Genomic DNA, 16125 nt, shown 5'->3' with positions numbered 1-16125 from the left:
GTTACGACAGGAGACGCCAGAAGTGAAATCCATGGCTGCGGCCAAAAAAACGGCCCAATCGAAGGCAACTTCGACCAAAGTACCGACTGCCAAACCAGCGGCTCGAAAAGTTGTGGCTGCCAAAAGGGGTGCCGCTAAACCCACTGCGGCCAAGACTTTCGCTACCCCAAAAGGGGTTGTCGCCAAAAAGCAAGCAACTGTGGCCAAAACCCCCGTCAAGCCTACCAACCTTGTTTCATCACGCAAGAAATCTGCGCCAAACAAAAAAGCGACCAAGGCTGCCCCGGCAACAGCACCTGCAGTTGCTCCAAAAATTTTGCCTATGCCCATCGTGGCACCTCCTCCTGTGCCTGTCGCCGTCAAGAAAAACCCCAAATTGGCCAACAACTGGAAATCCAAACCCGTCGAGCAACTCTCGGATGCCGAGGTGATCGCCATGCCCGACGGCGAATACATGAACGGCACGCAACTGGCGTTTTTCCGCCTCAAGCTGGTCGACCTGAAAAACGGCATCTTGGCCAACGCCGACCAAACGGCGGAAAACCTGCGCGATGACACCGTGGTGGTGCCCGACCCAGCAGACCGAGCCACCATCGAAGAAGAGCATGCGCTAGAGCTTCGCACACGCGATCGCGAGCGCAAGTTGCTGAAAAAGATTGAACAATCCATCGCCCGCATTGACGCGGACGACTACGGCTATTGCGACGAAACAGGCGAGCCGATTGGCGTGCCGCGTCTGCTGGCCCGCCCGACAGCCACACTGTCGCTGGAAGCGCAGCAGCGCCGCGAAATGAAACAGAAGATGTTTGGCGACTGACAGTTGCGCCAAACATCCAGCGCAGGAGAGCGTTTGACCATGAGCAAAACACCCGACACGGACGGCAGCGGAAACTCCAGCAGCCGTGGGGGCTTGCTCTCCAAAATGGTCAAGTTCGTCAAAAGCCCAACCACGCATTGGGCTGATCTGGACCGGCCGGAGCCTGCCGATTCTGGTCATTCCGAATCACGTCTGGCGCTCAAGGAGATGATCGAACGCAAGCGCCGCAATGACTTTGTGCGCAACCGCGAATTCGACATGCTGCGCAAGTTGCGGCGCAAGGAAAAACTGAATCCGGAAGATGCCTTGCCTGGCCCTTCTTATTTCCCCAGCGAGCAACCTGCTGACAATCAGATCAAGCGCGAGCACACGATCAAAAAGATCGACGAAATTGAAGCGCAAATGTCGACGACCTGGTTGAAACGTCCCGATGGTCAGGCCTCAGGGGGGCAAACCGCATCTGTGCCCGCCACCAACCAAGCTGCGGCCGCATCGACAGCAAGAGCACCTGACATCACCACCTCTGCCCACGCGCCGTCTTTTCCTCACTCCTCAGTTTCTCCGTCTTCAGCCTCACATTCTTCATCTTCCAGGCTGCCGATGGAAAATTCTGGAGTGCTATCGCACGGTGCAGCAGAAAGACTGCCCGGCACCTTCGTGCACACCGTGCCCATGGACGACGCGGAGTTCGAGGCCGAGCTGGCACGCATTCGCGCGGGCAAACACGCGCAGGCAGCTGCTTCAGCGCCTGCCGCCATGCCGATGCCCCCGGCTATGCCGCCATCAGCGATGCCAGCGACAACCTCACTCAGGCCGACTGCGGCACCCCACGTGCCCAAGCCCATCTTTACGGATGGTGACTTTCTGGGTGGCATGGTGGGCGACTTTCAGGTGGAGGTGGCAGCCCCTGCCAAGCTGGACCCTGAAATCGAAGAAGTTGCTGTGCGTTTTGCCAATGGCGATGCAGAAGGTGCCGAGGCGGGCTTGCTCGAGTTGCTGGCCGAAGGCGGGCGGCGCGAAGACGACACCGACACTTGGCTGACCCTGTTCGATCTGTACCGCGCCACGGACGCACAAGACAAGTTCGATGGCATGGCGTTGCAGTTTGCAGCCCGCTTTGGGCGCTCGGCCCCGCAATGGGGGCGCGAAGCGGTGGTCTCGCCCGGCCCAGTGGCCAGCACGGTGGCACCTGTCGCCAAACCCGCAGGGACTTTTCATTGGGTATGTCCGGCCAGTCTGAATGCGCAGTCGTTCGCGGCCTTGAATGGGGCATTGGCGCGCTCACCGCAGCCCTGGCGCATTGACTGGCGCAAGCTCAAAACAATGGAGCTGGACGCCTTGCCCATTTTGGACAATCTGTTCAAACGCTGGGCCAGTGAGCCGGTGCAACTGCGTTTTGCAGGAGCCGAGCATGTACTGCAAATACTGGAAGATCATTCCCCCGCCGACGATCGATCTGCCGATCCGCAGTGGTGGGGCACGCGACTGAATTTACTGCGCGTTATGGGCGAGATGGATCAGTTTGATTTTGTGGCGTTGAGCTATTGCGTGACCTACGAAGTATCGCCACCCGCCTGGGAAGACCCGGCCAGCAGCTACAGTCCGCTGTCCGACGAAGGCCATACGCTGCTACCCGATGAGGGTGACCAAGCGCATGACAGCCTGCCAACGAGTCAGTTTGGCCACACGGAGCCGCCACCTAGTGCTTTAGGCGGGCTGGGCGATGGCATCCAGCGCGCAGAACTGACGGGGGAGCTGGTGGGTTCAGCCGAGACGACACTGCAAGCGATTCGCATCGACGCCGGCATGACCGTCGTCGAATTGAACTGCCGCACCTTGCGGCGGGTGGACTTTGGTGCGGCGGGCGATTTGCTCAACTGGGCCATGGCCCAAGGCAGCCTTGGGCGCGCCGTCACTTTCAAGCAGGTGAACCGGCTGGTGGCAGCCTTTTTTGGCGTGATTGGCATTACCGAAAACGCCAGCGTCGTCCTGCGGGCCGATTGACCGCAGCCACCCCCACGCATCTGAAATATGCAGATGCTGAACACCTGTCCCCTTGATTCATCACGTTTTGCCATCACCATAAGACGATGGAATCATTTCACGGAACCACCATCGTCAGCGTCCGCCGCCAGACACCCGAGGGCTGGCAAGTTGCCATTGGCGGCGATGGCCAGGTAACGCTGGGCCACATTGTGGTCAAAGGCTCTGCGCGCAAGGTGCGCAAGCTCTACCACGGCAAGGTGCTGGCAGGTTTTGCGGGGGCCACAGCCGACGCCTTTACGCTGTTCGAGCGTTTTGAGGCCAAACTGGAAAAGCACCAAGGCCACCTGAGCCGGGCCGCCATTGAGCTGACCAAAGATTGGCGCACTGACCGCGTGCTGCGTCGGCTTGAAGCCATGCTGGCGGTTGCTGATAAAGAAACTTCGCTCATCATCACTGGCAATGGCGACGTGCTGGAGCCTGAGCACGGCCTGGTCGCCATCGGCTCCGGCGGCGCCTATGCACAATCGGCCGCCAAGGCGCTGCTCGATCACACCGAGCTGCCCGCCGATCAGGTGGTCAAAAAAGCGCTGGAAATCGCTGGCGAGCTGTGCATTTACACCAACATGCACCACACCGTTGAAACGCTGTAGCTGCTCCTCAATAAATAGCTGCTAACGCAGATATTTCTAGCTCTAAAGCCTATTTTCATTCATGATTGATAGATGCCCATGTCTGCCATGACGCCGCAGGAGATCGTCTCCGAACTTGATCGCTTTATCGTTGGCCAGCAAGACGCCAAGCGCGCCGTCGCCATTGCGCTGCGCAACCGCTGGCGCCGCCAGCAGGTCGATGACAAGCTGCGCCCCGAAATCACGCCCAAAAACATTTTGATGATCGGCCCCACCGGCGTGGGCAAGACTGAGATTGCACGCCGACTGGCCCGGCTGGCCAATGCGCCCTTTATCAAGGTCGAAGCCACCAAGTTCACCGAAGTCGGTTATGTGGGCAAAGATGTCGACGCCATCATTCGTGATCTGGCCGAGATGGCCGTCAAACAGCAGCGCGAGCAAGCCATGAAACAGCACCGCTCGCGCGCCGAAGACCTGGCCGAAGAGCGCGTGCTGGACGTGCTGCTGCCGCCCGCGCGCAACGCAGACGGCAGCGACGCAGCCCCCACCGATGGGGCCGCGCGTCAGGCTTTTCGCAAAAAACTGCGCGAAGGTCAGCTCAACGACAAAGAAATTGAGATCGAGTTGGCCCTGCCCACCCCCACCATGGAAATCATGGGGCCGCCGGGCATGGAAGACATGGCCGAGCAGCTCAAAGGCATGCTGGGCAACCTGAGCACGGGCCGCAAAAAAACGCGCCGCGTGCGCATTGGCGAAGCCATGAAGCAGTTGATCGACGAAGAAGCCGCCAAACTGGTCAACGACGACGATATCCGCGAACAGGCCGTGCATAACCTGGAACAAAACGGCATCGTCTTCATTGACGAGATCGACAAGGTGGCCTCGCGCAGCGGAGAAGGCAGCAGTGCGGGCGAAGTGTCGCGCCAAGGGGTTCAGCGCGACTTGCTGCCGCTGGTGGAAGGCACCACCGTCAGCACCAAATACGGCATGGTGCGCACTGATCACATCCTGTTCATCGCCTCAGGCGCGTTTCATCTGGCCAAACCCAGCGATTTGATTCCTGAGCTGCAAGGGCGCTTGCCGATTCGGGTGGAGTTGGCGTCATTGTCGGTGCAGGATTTCGAGGCCATCCTCATGCAGACGGATGCCTCCTTGGTGCGCCAGTACCAGGCGCTCATGCAGACCGAAGGCGTGGCGCTGGATTTTCGGCCCGAGGGCATTTCGCGCCTGGCCGAGATCGCCTTTGCCGTCAACGAATCGACCGAGAACATCGGCGCGCGGCGCCTGTCCACCGTGATGGAGCGCCTGCTGGACGACGTGAGCTTCAACGCCACCCGGCTGGAAGGGCAAACCGTGGTGATCGATGCGGCTTACGTCGATGAGCGCCTGTCGGCCCTCAGTCAAGACGAAGACCTGTCGCGCTACATCCTTTGACGCAGCGCTGCCACATGCAGCGGCTAGCAGGCCTGATGATCCGTTGACGGCACGGCCAACCACACAACACACGGCTCAATCAAACGCACCGGCCAGCGCCGTCTGGCGCTGCTGGCTGCTGCTTTGGTGCACGTAGCTCGGGCGGCCCACGGTTTGCGCGTTGCCTTGCATGGTTTTCACAAAAGGCGAAAAACCGGCGTTCAGATCATCAAAATCCAGCGTCCAAGCCGCATCACCCCGGTAGACCGCACGCCCTTGGGTGCCGCAAAAGCCGACAAATACATTGTTTTGAACCGCCACTTTGGCGAACGGCCAGGTGCTGGTGCCGTCGTCCGACTGGTAGCGCGTGAAGATGGGGTAGATCAGGTGCTGCCCGTCGTAGGTCTTGGCATAGGCCATGAAGGTGTTGTGCTCGATCACCAGCGACTGCGTACGGCCTGCGGGCGCGCCCTCGACAGCGTAGGTCACCAGCGCGCCGTTGGAGTTGTCGCCCGAGGCGTTTTTGATCAACAGGTTGTTGCGCAGCAAGGCCCGCCCGCCTTCGGGCAGATCGACCAGATATGCCTCGGCCTGGCGGCTGCCGCCCACGCCTCCCTGAAAATAATTGCCCTCCAGCAGATTGACTTGTGCGCGCGATTTGAAGGTGTGGCCGTAGTACACGTCGTGCGAATACGATCCGGTCATCCACACGGTGAAGTTGTCGTCCACATGGCTGGCGTTGACATAAATGTTGTGCTCTGGCCCGCTGTCGCCGCCGTTGCCGCTCAGCTCCAGCCCGTCCAGGCGCAGCACGCCGGATGCGTCGCCCGCCACGAAGATGCCGTTGGCATCCACGCGGCCAAAGCCACTCACGCGCACGTTGCGCAGCGTCAGGTTCTCTCCCGCGCGCACGTACACGCCCGCTTTGCCCACGCTGCCTGCTGTGCCACCGTCAATATCCAGGTTTTCAAGCGTGATACCGCTGGATTCATCCACATACACCAGCCCCTGGCCCAGTGTGTTGTTCGACGCACCGCTGGCCGACAGCCGGATGACTGGACGCTTGCCATCCACCGTGATGCCGCGCAGCGTGATGTTGCGCGGCACCGTGGGCTCGCGCGTGTTGTACTGCGCATGCGTGCTGTAGGCCGGGCCGATCCAGGGTTGCTGGTCTTCGCCTTCATAAACAGCGGGGTAAATCTCGAACACGTCACCTTCTCGCCAATTGCGGCCAAAGTCGCGCGAGAACACGCCGCAACTGGGATCGGGCGACGCATCGTTGTTCTCCGGCTGATAGCAACCCGACTTGCCCAGACTGTCGTAGGTGGCAATTACCTGCCCATCTCGAATCTGCCGGATCAGCGGCGTGCCTGAAGCAGCGGGCTGCGCAGGCGAAGACAGCTGGGCCGTCGGCCAGACCTGGAAGGCCGGAAAAGCGCCTGTCTCGCAGCGATTACTGGCGACTGCCAGCGCCGACACCGTGCTGGCCGTAGGCAAAGCCGCGCGCACCGCCATGTGGGCGTCGCTGTCAAAGTCGTTAGGGATAGCGCCAACGGCGGGCGTGGGCGTGGGCACCACCGTCACCCCCTCTTCTGACCCATCACCGCCGCAGGCCGACAGCACCATGGGCATCAGCACCGCCCAGGTGACACAACACGTTCTGATCTTGGCGCGCATCATGTGTTTTTTCTCCCCTTGTTAAATCATGCACCAGGCTGTCCAGTCCAAGAGGGCGCAACCATTCACGTCATTTGAAAATGCTTGATGATAGTTAACTTCACTTTCTATAGCTTACTTTGCTTTATTTTCAAGCGATAGCGCCTGAAAATGGGCTGTTTTTCCGCACTTAAAGCGCCCTCTCTTATATCTGTTTCCATCAATTTTTGTGTCGATTCATATGCAAAGGTTATAATATAATTTTGGCTGGCTGGGATCGACGCCCATGCGGTCAAAGGTTTCGGTTGCCTTGACAGCCGTGGGCGCGCCCAATCTACCGCTTGCTTTTGTTCACAGCGGCTGGGCCGTCAAGGACTTGCTGGGGCTTTGCGCGCCCCACATCGCCCGCCCTTTGAGGAGCGTTGCGTCTGGCACCGCCCCAACCTGGAAATCCCTTTGTGTGGCGCACTGCGCCGCGCCTGCTTCAAGCCGCAGGCGTTGCGGCGTTGCCACCTCACACCGGAAGGAGCGCATGGCCAAAACCATCCAGATCGAGCACGTTTTCAAAGTCTTTGGTGACGCGCCTAAGCGTGCGCTGACACTGGCGCGCGAAGGGCTGTCCAAGCAAGAGATCGTGGCGCAAACCGGACAGTCGATTGGCGTGTTCGATGCCAGTTTGCACATCGAGGCGGGTGAAATTTTTGTCGTCATGGGCCTGTCGGGTTCAGGCAAGTCCACGCTGGTGCGACTGCTCAACCGGCTGATCGAACCCACCGCCGGACGCATCGTGGTCGACGGGCAAAACATCAACGACTTCAATGACGCACAGTTGCGCGAATTTCGCCGCAAGGACATCAGCATGGTGTTCCAGTCCTTCGCGCTGCTGCCGCATATGACGGTGCTGGACAACACCGCCTTTGGTCTGGAACTGGCAGGCGTGGACAAAGCCACACGCCTTGAGCAGGCGCGCGCCGCATTGGCACAGGTGGGGCTGGAGGTGTGGGCCAAGTCTTACCCCGATGAGCTGTCGGGTGGCATGCAACAGCGCGTGGGTCTGGCGCGCGCGCTGGCGGCCGACCCGGCCATCTTGCTGATGGACGAGGCGTTCTCGGCGCTCGACCCCATCATCCGCACCGACATGCAGGACGAGCTGCTGCGCCTGCAGCAGCAACAGCGCCGCACCATCGTCTTCATCTCGCACGATTTGGACGAGGCCATGCGCATTGGCGACCGCATTGCCATCATGAAAGACGGTCAGGTGGTGCAGGTGGGCACACCTGAAGAAATTTTGCGCAAGCCTGCCGACGCCTACGTGCGCAACTTCATCCGCGGGGTGGACGCTGCGGCGGTCTTCAAAGCCGGTGACATTGCCCGTCGCACGCAGGTCGAAATTTCTGAAAGCCCCTCGCGCGGCTGCCGCCCCATGCTGCAACGCCTGCAAGACGAAGACCGCGACTGGGGCTACGTGGTCAGCCCCGAGCACAAGTACCTGGGCGCAGTGTCGGGCGATTCATTGCGCGCCGCCTTGCGCGGGCACGAAGGGCCGTTGGGCCTGTCGCACGCTTTCCTGACTGACGTGGCTGCGGTACCGGCGGCCACCCCCATTCACGAGCTGATTGGTGCCGTGGCGCAAGCGCACACGCCGCTGCCCGTGGTGGCTGACGATGGCCGCCTGCTGGGCACCATCAGCAAGAACACGCTGCTGAAGTTTCTGGACCGCAGCACCGATGCCGACGGCAACCCGCTGCCTGCATCGTCCGAAACCGCCATGGCCTGAGCCAACGCCGCACAAGGAGCCTCATCCATGACTGACACCGTTATCGATCCCTGGGCCACCAGCGCCGCTGCCTCCGCACCGGATGCGTCGGCAGCACCAGCTTCGGCACCCACTGTTGACGCCTGGTCGATGGGCGAAGGTGCCGCGCCCAGCGCCAGCTTCATTCAGGATGCGCCCGCCCAGGCGGTGCAAGAGCAAGGCTTTGCCCTGCACCAGCTTTGGGATGGCACCTTGCCCGTGCAAGACTGGATCAACCAGGGTCTGGACTGGGTGGTGGAACGCTTTCGCCCCTTCTTTCTGGCGCTGCGCGGCCCGGTCGATACATTGCTGACCAGCGTGGAAGCCGCCTTGCAATACCCGCCCACGCTGCTCATGGTGGCGCTGCTGTCGCTGCTGGCCTGGCAACTGGCGGGCGGGGCCATGGGCATCGCTGCGCTGGCATCGCTGCTGGTGGTGGCCATGCTGGGCATCTGGCCGGATGCGATGGTCACGCTGTCGCTGGTGCTCACATCGCTGCTGTTTTGCGTGGTGATCGGCTTGCCGCTGGGCATTGTGCTGGCCGCCAGCGACCGCGCCCAACGCTTCGTGCGCCCCATTCTGGACGCCATGCAGACCACGCCCGCCTTCGTCTACCTGGTACCGGTGGTCATGCTGTTTGGCATTGGCAACGTACCGGGCGTCATTGTCACCATCATCTTTGCGCTGCCGCCGCTGGTGCGCCTCACGAACCTGGGCATCCGCCAAGTGCGCCCCGATCTGGTGGAGGCCGCCCGGGCCTATGGCGCTTCGCCGTGGCAGTTGCTCACCAAGGTACAACTGCCACTGGCCATGCCGTCCATCATGGCGGGCATCAACCAGTCACTGATGCTGAGTCTGTCGATGGTGGTCATCGCCTCCATGATCGCTGTGGGTGGTCTGGGCCTGATGGTGCTGCGCGGTATTGGCCGACTCGACATGGGTATGGCCACCGTGGGTGGTTTAGGCATCGTCATTCTGGCCATCGTGCTCGACCGCATCACCCAGACCATGGGCCAGCCCAAACGTGATCAAAGCCTGCGCTGGTACATGCGTGGCCCCATTGGGCTGGTGTGGCAGCTGTTTCATCGTGCTGAAACTTCGGCCGCCGCATCAGCACATGCCTGAACACCCTCTTTTTTCCACCTTTTTCAGGAGGTTATCCATGAAGTTCACAAACCATCGCCTGCGCACATTGATTGCCGCCTGCGGTCTGACCCTGGCCACCACGGCCACATCCGCGCTGGCCGCCGATCTGCCTGGCAAGGGCGTCACGGTGCAGCCGCTCAAAAGCTCCATCGCTGAAGAAACCTTTCAAACCCTGCTGGTGATGAAAGGGCTGGAAAAGCTGGGCTACGACGTCAAGCCCATCAAAGAGGTGGAATACCCTGCCGCCCATCTGGCCATCGGCAATGGCGACGCCACTTTTTTGGCTGACCACTGGGATCCGCTGCACGCTGATTACTTCAAGAACGCTGGCGGCGCAGCCAAGCTGTGGCGGGACAACATTTACTCGGACAATGCCTTGCAGGGCTACCTGATCGACAAGAAAACCGCCGACGCGCACAAGATCACCAACATTGCCCAGATGAGCGACCCAAAAATCGCCAAGCTGTTCGACACCGACGGCGACGGCAAGGCCAACATGACCGGCTGCAACCCCGGCTGGGGCTGCGAAAAAGTCATCGAGCACCAGTTGGACGCCTACAAGCTGCGCGGCCACGTGCAACACGTGCAGGGCAACTACTCGGCGCTGATTGCCGACACCATCACCCGCTATCGTGCTGGCCAGCCGGTCTTTTATTACACCTGGACGCCGTACTGGGTCAGCAACGTGCTCAAGCCCGGCAAGGACGTGGTATGGCTGCAAGTGCCTTTCTCATCACTGCCCGGCGAGCAAAAAGGGCTGGACACCAAACTGCCCAATGGCCAGAACTACGGCTTTGTGGTCAATACCCAGCGCATCCTGGCCAACAAGGCTTTCGTGGACAAGAACCCCGCCGCCAAAAAACTGTTCAGCCTGATGAAGCTGCCCGTGGCCGACATCAACGCACAAAACATGGCCATGTCCGAAGGGGCCAACAAACCGGCCGACATTGAAAAGCACACCAACGCCTGGATCAAGGCCAACCAAGCCAAGTTTGATGGCTGGGTGGCCGAGGCGCTGGCGGCTGCCAAGTAACACGGCGCTTAAAGCAGCACTTGCTTTTCGTGGTGCGCCACGCCCGATGCGTGGCGCATTTTTGTTCCTATCCCAGCGCGGTCTATTTTGTTTTTTCGATCTCCCGACTTGGCAGCTTTTGCTGTCTTCGCTGCCTCAGTGCAGCGTTTGCACCAAACCGCTGACACCATCCCAGATGATCTGTACGCCCACGCACAGCAAGATGAAGGCCGACAGCCGCAAGAACACCGTAGTGCCAGTTTCACCCAGCGGGCGCAGCATGCGCCGGGCAAAGCGGTACACCAGATACACCACCAGACCCACGAGCGCTGCGCCCACCACACCGCCCGAAAAGCGCACCAACGAGGTCATGGCGTGGCTGTCGCGCAGTGCCGCGCCAATGGTGATCGACGCAGCGATAGAGCCTGGGCCGAAAGTGATCGGAAACGTCATGGGGTAATACGCCGTGGCGCGCACGTGCTCGGCCGTGAAGGTCTCGGCCAGCTCGGCCCGGCCATCGGTGGACGACGGGTTGACGGTCAACAGCCGCCAGGCATTGGCCGCCACGATCAGGCCACCAGCCACCCGAACGATGGGCAGCGAAATACCAAACACCGTCAGCACGTAACTGCCAATCACCATCGCCCCCACCAGCGACATCATCACGTTGATGCCAATGCGCCGTGCCAGCAAGGTGCGGGTGGCGGGCGCAGCGCCTTCGGTCATGGCCAGAAAAGTGGGGGCCATGGCGGGCGGGTTGACGATGGGCAGGATGGTTGCCACCACCAGCAACAAGCCTTTGCTGAACGCTCCGATCAAATCCGCGAATTCCATACAACCAATTAATTAAATCAAAACGCCTGTTTACGAAAATCTCACAGCAGCAAAACAAAACTTAAATACCACTTCATTACACAAGGAAAAACCATATGCAAATGCTGATATCGGCCGGCATTATCGGCCTGATTGTCGCCTGGGGGCTGCTATCGCCCAGCAGTCTGGGCGAAGTATTTAACACTGCGCTGGCCATGATCACACGCGATTTTGGCTGGCTTTACCTGTGGATCGTGCTGGGCCTGGTGGTGCTGGCCGTGGTGCTGGCCTTCAGCCGCTATGGCGATTTGAAACTGGGCGCAGAGGACGAGGAGCCTGAATTTACCAACACCGCCTGGTTTGCCATGCTGTTCGCCGCAGGCATGGGCATCGGGCTGGTGTACTGGGGCGTGGCCGAGCCGCTGACGCACTACGGCACACCGCCGCCGGGTATTGCCGCCAACACGCCCGAGGCGGCCAACGCCGCCATGCGCTACGCGTTTTTTCACTGGGGGCTGCACCCTTGGGCCATTTACGGCATCGTGGCGCTGGCCATTGCTTACTTTCAGTTCCGGCGTGGCAGCAAGGCGCTGGTCAGCTCGGCCACCGAAACCCTGTCCTGGCGCTGGGCGCAAAGCCTGTCGCCAGTGTTCAACATCATGGCCGTGGTGGCCACAGCGTTTGGCGTGGCGGCCTCGCTGGGCATGGGTGCGGCGCAAATCAACAGCGGCCTGCACACCGTGTTTGGCATGCCCATCGGCCCCAACTGGCAAACCGGCATCATCGTGGTGGTGACGCTGCTGTTCATTGGCTCGGCCGTCACTGGTGTGGAACGCGGCGTGAAATGGCTGTCGCAGGCCAATTTGCTGGCCGCGGGCTTGCTGGCGCTGGCGGTGTTCATCTTCGGCCCCACGGTGGCCATCATGGACACGCTGTCGAGCACGCTGGGCAGCTACCTGACCGAGTTTGCCCGCATGAGCCTGCGCCTGACGCCGTTTCGCGAATCAGGCTGGGTGGGCGGCTGGACCATTTTTTACTGGGCCTGGTGGATCGCGTGGTCGCCCTTCGTGGGCCTGTTCATCGCGCGCGTCTCGCGCGGTCGCACCATCCGCGAATTTTTGCTGGGCGTGGTGATTGCGCCCACGCTGGTGGGCTTTGTGTGGTTCTCGATCTTCGGCGGTGCCGCCCTGAACATGGAAATCTTCCAGCACGTCAGCCTGTCTGGCGTGGCCAGCAAGGATTCATCGCTGGCCCTGTTCGCCCTGCTGGGGGAGCTGCCACTGAGCACCATCACCTCCATTTTGGCCACGGTGCTGGTGCTGGTGTTTTTTGTCACCTCGGGCGATTCGGCCACGCTGGTGTTGGCCACCATGAGCAACGACGGCAACCCCATCCCGCCCAACCGCAGCAAGGTGGTGTGGGGCGTGCTGGTGTCTGGCATTGCCATCGCCTTGCTGTTGGCCGGTGGACTGAAGGCTGTGCAGACCGCCACCATTGTGTTTGCACTGCCGTTCTCGCTGGTGCTGGTGTTGATGGCCATTGCGCTGACGCGGGCCATCCGCCAGGATTGGGAAGCCGAGCAACGCCACGAGCGCGATCTGAAGCATTTGGTCGAGCGCTACGCGGCGGAAGAAAAAGCCAAAGAGGTGCAGCAGCGCACGCAAGACGCGTCTTCAAGCCAGTCTTGAAGCAACCGCCCCCGCCAGCGTCCTTCCTGCGGTGACAATCGCCGCATGATGGGACGCAAAATTTTGGTGGTGCTGTGCGCCGTGGCCCTGGGGGCCAGCGGCTGGCGCATGGGCGGCTGGGCGGGGTTGGCGCTGGTCGCCAGCGGGCTGGTGATGTGGTTTTTGCTGTACATGAACCGGGTGATGGCGGTGCTCAAGCGCACGGCTGACCGCCCCATCGGCTACATCGACAGCGCCGTGATGCTGAACGCCAAGCTCAAGCCCAGAGTGTCGCTGCTGCACGTGCTGGCGCTGACGCGCTCGATCGGCCAGTTGCAAACCTCCAAAGACACCCAGCCCGAGGTGTACCGCTGGACCGATCCGGGCGATTCTTTCGTGACGGCCGAATTCAATCAGGGGCGGCTGGTGCGCTGGCAACTGGAGCGCCCCGAAAGCGACAGCAACAACGACAGCGCGCAGGCAGAGGCGGCGCAAATGCAAAGCAGCACGCCAACGCCGTCATCGCTGCTTTGATAGGGCGGCGCTGCCCGCCAAAACTCACGCTGCAACAGCCGGACGGGCGCTGTCGTCATGCAGCCGAATCAGCGCGGCCTCGAAGTCGACCGCAAAGCGTTTGGGCGCAAACAGTTCGGTGGCTTGCCTTTGCGCTGACAGCTTGTGGCGCAGAGCCTGCAATAACGCGGGGTCGCTCGCCAATTCGATGGCCCGCGCGGTGTAGCCGGGCAAATCAGGTGCGATCAACTCTGGCAAATCCAATGCCGTCAGCAGACTGGCCCCTACCCGGGCGGCAAAGCTGCCGCCCCGGCAAGTCAGCACCGGCACGCCTTGGCGCAGTGCATCGCTGGCGGTGGTGTGCGCACCGTAGGGCTGGGTGTCCAAAAACAAATCGGCCAAGGATTGACGCGCCAGATGTTCGGCGTGGGCCACGCGCGGGGCAAACACCAGCCGTTCGGCGGTCACGCCACGCGCTGCGGCTTCGCGACGCAGGTTGGCGGCGGCATCCTCATGATCTTGCAGCAGCCACAGCACGCTGGCAGGCACGGCGGTGAGGATTTGCATCCAGGCATCGAACACCGGCGGGCTGATCTTCCAGGCGTTGTTGAAGCAACTGAACACCACGCCGCTGGCGGGCAGGCCCGCTTCGGCGCGCGTGGGCGCGGGCGTGTCCAGCGCGTGCAAGGCGTTATTGGCCTGGTAGCTGCCGGGCAGACGCAGCACACGCTCGGTGTAGTGCGCCTCATCGCCTGGCGGCACCAGCACGGCATCGGCCAGCACGGCGTCGATGTATGGCGCGCCCAGCGTGCCGGGGTAGCCCAGGTAGCTCACTTGCAGCGGCGCGGGCCGCCAGGCCAGGATGTCGGGGCGACTGTCGCGGGTGTAGCCCTTCAAGTCGATCAAGATGTCGATGCCCGCGCGGGCGATGCGCTCGGCCACAGCCTGATCGCTCAGGCGGCGAGCGTCGATGAAATGGTTGAACGCCCCCTTCAAGCGCTGCTGCATGGCGTCGCCGGTTTCGGGGCCTATCGAGAAGGTCCACAGTTCGAAGCGGCTGTGGTCGTGGGCGTCGAACACGTCTGCCATCAGGTGCGCGGTGGCGTGGTCGTGCAGATCGGCCGACAAATACGCCAGGCGCAGGCGGCCATCGGGCAGCGGGGCAGCGCGCGGCACCGTCAGCGGCGGGCGCTGGCGGTGTTGGTCCTGGGTGTAAATCTCGGCGCATTGTTTTTGCAGCGCCGCTTGCCCTGACAGGCCCAGAAACTGAAACGGCGTGACCACGCGCTGGCCTGCGGCCACGGCCTGCTCCAGCGCCTGTACGTCGGCGGCGTGGTCTGCCCAGTCGCAGCGTTGCATGCGGCTGTGCAGCAGCGCGCCTGCGGTGTAGGGCAATGCGGGGTCGGCAGTCAGCGCGGCCTGATAGCGTTGCGCAGCTGCAGCATGGCGGCCCAGACGCGCCAGCAGTGCCCCCGCGTTGGACAGCAGCGCTGCGCGTTGGGGCTGTGCGGCAATGGCCTGGTCATAGGCTTGCACGGCCTCGTCCATGCGGTGCAATGCCTCCAGCGCGCTGGCACGGTTGGCCAGCGCATCGGGCAGACCGGGGACGTGGCGCAAGGCCTGGTCGTAACAGGCCAGGGCATCAGCGGGGCGTTGCAAATCTTCCAGCGCGCTGCCCTGGGCGTTCAGCGCCTGGGCGTGCGCCGGTTGCAGCGCCAGTACGCGTTGGTACACGGCCAGGGCGTCGCTGGGTTGCTTGAGGTCTTGCAGCAGCAGTCCTTCGGTCATCAGCGCCTCAACGTAATCAGGCCGGGCCGCGTTGGCGGTGCGGACGCTGGCCAGCGCCTGATCCAACTGACCCAGCTCGCGCAGCGCCAGCGCGCGGTTGTTCAGCGCCTGCGGATGCGCCGCTTGCAGTTGCAAGGCGCGGGCGTAGCTGTCCAGCGCGGTCTGGGGCTGGCCCAGCGTGCGCAAGGTGTTGCCGCGGTTGACCAGCGCTTCCACGTAATCGGGTTGCAGCGCCAGCGCACGCTCGTAATGTGCCAGTGCCTCTTGCAAGCGGCCCAGCTCACGCAAAGCGATGCCCATGTTGTTGAGCAGTGGCACGGCATCAGGGCGCAGTTGCATGGCTTGCTCAAAATAGCCCAGCGCCGCTGCCGCGTCCTTGCGCTGAAGCTGGATCAAGCCCAGCAGGTGCACGGCGTCAAAACGCGCGGCGGGTTGCTGCATCAGCGCGCGCAACAGGGTTTCGGCGCGACTGCCCTGGCCTTGGCGCAGCAAAGCCACGGCCTGCTGCAACTGGGTGGCCGGTGAGGTGCTGGAAGCAGCGGCAGAGGGCGCGGCGCGGGTCGCGCTGGTGCCAAACATCAAGCTGCTGGCCATGGATGGCGGCCGGGCGCGACCGCGTGGGGGCTTGGACATGTCAGGTCAAGACAGCAAAAAACAGCGCAAATTGTCCCTCATGCTTGACCAGGGCCTGCCTGAGCAGCCTGCCGCCGCTCAATACCGCTCAAATGCAGGCGGCTTTAGAGCGTGTTCAAAGTCTCTGCGCGGGTGTGTGGGCGCGGCCTCGGGCGGTCTGCTGCGTTGCAAATCCTCGCGATACCGCTAGGTATTGCTGCGGTTTGCGCCTTGCAGCCCATCCTGATTCGCATCCCACACCCCGCACGCTGAGACTT

12 protein-coding genes are annotated in these 16125 nt (G+C 62.0%); 9 read left to right on the top strand and 3 right to left on the bottom strand.

Annotated elements, in window-relative coordinates:
• Window positions 1-31: 31 nt before the first annotated feature.
• From dksA to hslU, 4 genes are all read left to right on the top strand, one after another.
• Complete coding sequence (dksA, locus tag ACK5NW_RS13920) at window positions 32-817, top strand: RNA polymerase-binding protein DksA (RefSeq protein WP_416929075.1); 786 nt, start codon at window positions 32-34, stop codon at window positions 815-817.
• Window positions 818-856: 39 nt separating this feature from the next.
• Window positions 857-2821: an STAS domain-containing protein gene (locus ACK5NW_RS13915; protein ID WP_416929073.1), complete on the top strand. Its 1965-nt coding sequence runs from the start codon at window positions 857-859 to the stop codon at window positions 2819-2821.
• Between the two features lie 86 nt (window positions 2822-2907).
• Window positions 2908-3453: an ATP-dependent protease subunit HslV gene (hslV, locus tag ACK5NW_RS13910; protein WP_416929071.1), complete on the top strand. Its 546-nt coding sequence runs from the start codon at window positions 2908-2910 to the stop codon at window positions 3451-3453.
• Window positions 3454-3531: 78 nt separating this feature from the next.
• Window positions 3532-4866: an ATP-dependent protease ATPase subunit HslU gene (gene hslU / locus ACK5NW_RS13905; RefSeq protein ID WP_416929069.1), complete on the top strand. Its 1335-nt coding sequence runs from the start codon at window positions 3532-3534 to the stop codon at window positions 4864-4866.
• Between the two features lie 75 nt (window positions 4867-4941).
• Here the strand turns inward: hslU and ACK5NW_RS13900 are convergent, their stop codons facing one another.
• The gene (locus tag ACK5NW_RS13900) at window positions 4942-6525 is read right to left on the bottom strand and encodes a hypothetical protein (protein ID WP_416929067.1); all 1584 of its coding nucleotides are present in this window, start codon (window positions 6523-6525) and stop codon (window positions 4942-4944) included.
• Window positions 6526-7033: 508 nt separating this feature from the next.
• Between ACK5NW_RS13900 and proV the strand changes: the two genes are divergently transcribed.
• From proV to proX, 3 genes are read left to right on the top strand one after another with little or no spacing between them, the layout of a single operon-like run.
• A complete protein-coding gene (proV, locus tag ACK5NW_RS13895; RefSeq protein WP_416929065.1) occupies window positions 7034-8278 on the top strand; it encodes a glycine betaine/L-proline ABC transporter ATP-binding protein ProV in 1245 nt (414 codons plus the stop codon).
• Between the two features lie 27 nt (window positions 8279-8305).
• On the top strand, window positions 8306-9421 hold the full coding sequence (proW, locus tag ACK5NW_RS13890; protein ID WP_416929063.1) for a glycine betaine/L-proline ABC transporter permease ProW: 1116 nt from the start codon (window positions 8306-8308) through the stop codon (window positions 9419-9421).
• Between the two features lie 37 nt (window positions 9422-9458).
• The gene (proX, locus tag ACK5NW_RS13885; RefSeq protein WP_416929061.1) at window positions 9459-10475 is read left to right on the top strand and encodes a glycine betaine/L-proline ABC transporter substrate-binding protein ProX; all 1017 of its coding nucleotides are present in this window, start codon (window positions 9459-9461) and stop codon (window positions 10473-10475) included.
• Between the two features lie 135 nt (window positions 10476-10610).
• On the opposite strand, the gene ACK5NW_RS13880 is transcribed toward proX, so the two are convergent.
• Window positions 10611-11288 carry a MarC family protein gene (locus tag ACK5NW_RS13880; protein WP_416929059.1) on the bottom strand — a complete coding sequence of 226 codons (678 nt, stop codon included), beginning with the start codon at window positions 11286-11288 and terminating at the stop codon, window positions 10611-10613.
• 95 nt (window positions 11289-11383) lie between these two features.
• Between ACK5NW_RS13880 and ACK5NW_RS13875 the strand changes: the two genes are divergently transcribed.
• Together ACK5NW_RS13875 and ACK5NW_RS13870 are read left to right on the top strand one after the other, a co-directional pair.
• Window positions 11384-12955, top strand: a complete 1572-nt coding sequence (locus tag ACK5NW_RS13875) for a BCCT family transporter (RefSeq protein ID WP_416929057.1) — start codon at window positions 11384-11386, stop codon at window positions 12953-12955.
• A 45-nt stretch (window positions 12956-13000) separates the two neighbouring features.
• Window positions 13001-13468 (top strand): glycerate kinase, encoded by a 468-nt coding sequence (locus ACK5NW_RS13870; RefSeq protein WP_416929055.1) that lies wholly within the window; start codon window positions 13001-13003, stop codon window positions 13466-13468.
• A gap of 24 nt (window positions 13469-13492) precedes the next feature.
• Here ACK5NW_RS13870 and ACK5NW_RS13865 read toward each other — a convergent pair whose 3' ends face one another.
• Entirely contained in the window at window positions 13493-15868 is a 2376-nt protein-coding gene (locus ACK5NW_RS13865) for a tetratricopeptide repeat protein (RefSeq protein ID WP_416929053.1), read from the bottom strand.
• Window positions 15869-16125: the final 257 nt, after the last annotated feature.

The organism is Ottowia sp., assembly GCF_047975795.1.
In the GTDB taxonomy this organism is placed as follows: domain Bacteria; phylum Pseudomonadota; class Gammaproteobacteria; order Burkholderiales; family Burkholderiaceae_C; genus Ottowia.
This window is presented reverse-complemented; position numbering and strand designations above follow the sequence as displayed.

Coding starts and splice junctions, on each gene's coding strand:
- ACK5NW_RS13915 (WP_416929073.1), top strand. CDS start 857: ATGAGCAAAACACCCGACACGGACGGCAGCGGAAACTCCAGCAGCCGT.
- proW (WP_416929063.1), top strand. CDS start 8,306: ATGACTGACACCGTTATCGATCCCTGGGCCACCAGCGCCGCTGCCTCC.
- ACK5NW_RS13900 (WP_416929067.1), bottom strand. CDS start 6,525: ATGATGCGCGCCAAGATCAGAACGTGTTGTGTCACCTGGGCGGTGCTG.
- hslU (WP_416929069.1), top strand. CDS start 3,532: ATGTCTGCCATGACGCCGCAGGAGATCGTCTCCGAACTTGATCGCTTT.
- dksA (WP_416929075.1), top strand. CDS start 32: ATGGCTGCGGCCAAAAAAACGGCCCAATCGAAGGCAACTTCGACCAAA.
- ACK5NW_RS13865 (WP_416929053.1), bottom strand. CDS start 15,868: ATGTCCAAGCCCCCACGCGGTCGCGCCCGGCCGCCATCCATGGCCAGC.
- proX (WP_416929061.1), top strand. CDS start 9,459: ATGAAGTTCACAAACCATCGCCTGCGCACATTGATTGCCGCCTGCGGT.
- proV (WP_416929065.1), top strand. CDS start 7,034: ATGGCCAAAACCATCCAGATCGAGCACGTTTTCAAAGTCTTTGGTGAC.
- ACK5NW_RS13870 (WP_416929055.1), top strand. CDS start 13,001: ATGATGGGACGCAAAATTTTGGTGGTGCTGTGCGCCGTGGCCCTGGGG.
- ACK5NW_RS13875 (WP_416929057.1), top strand. CDS start 11,384: ATGCAAATGCTGATATCGGCCGGCATTATCGGCCTGATTGTCGCCTGG.
- hslV (WP_416929071.1), top strand. CDS start 2,908: ATGGAATCATTTCACGGAACCACCATCGTCAGCGTCCGCCGCCAGACA.
- ACK5NW_RS13880 (WP_416929059.1), bottom strand. CDS start 11,288: ATGGAATTCGCGGATTTGATCGGAGCGTTCAGCAAAGGCTTGTTGCTG.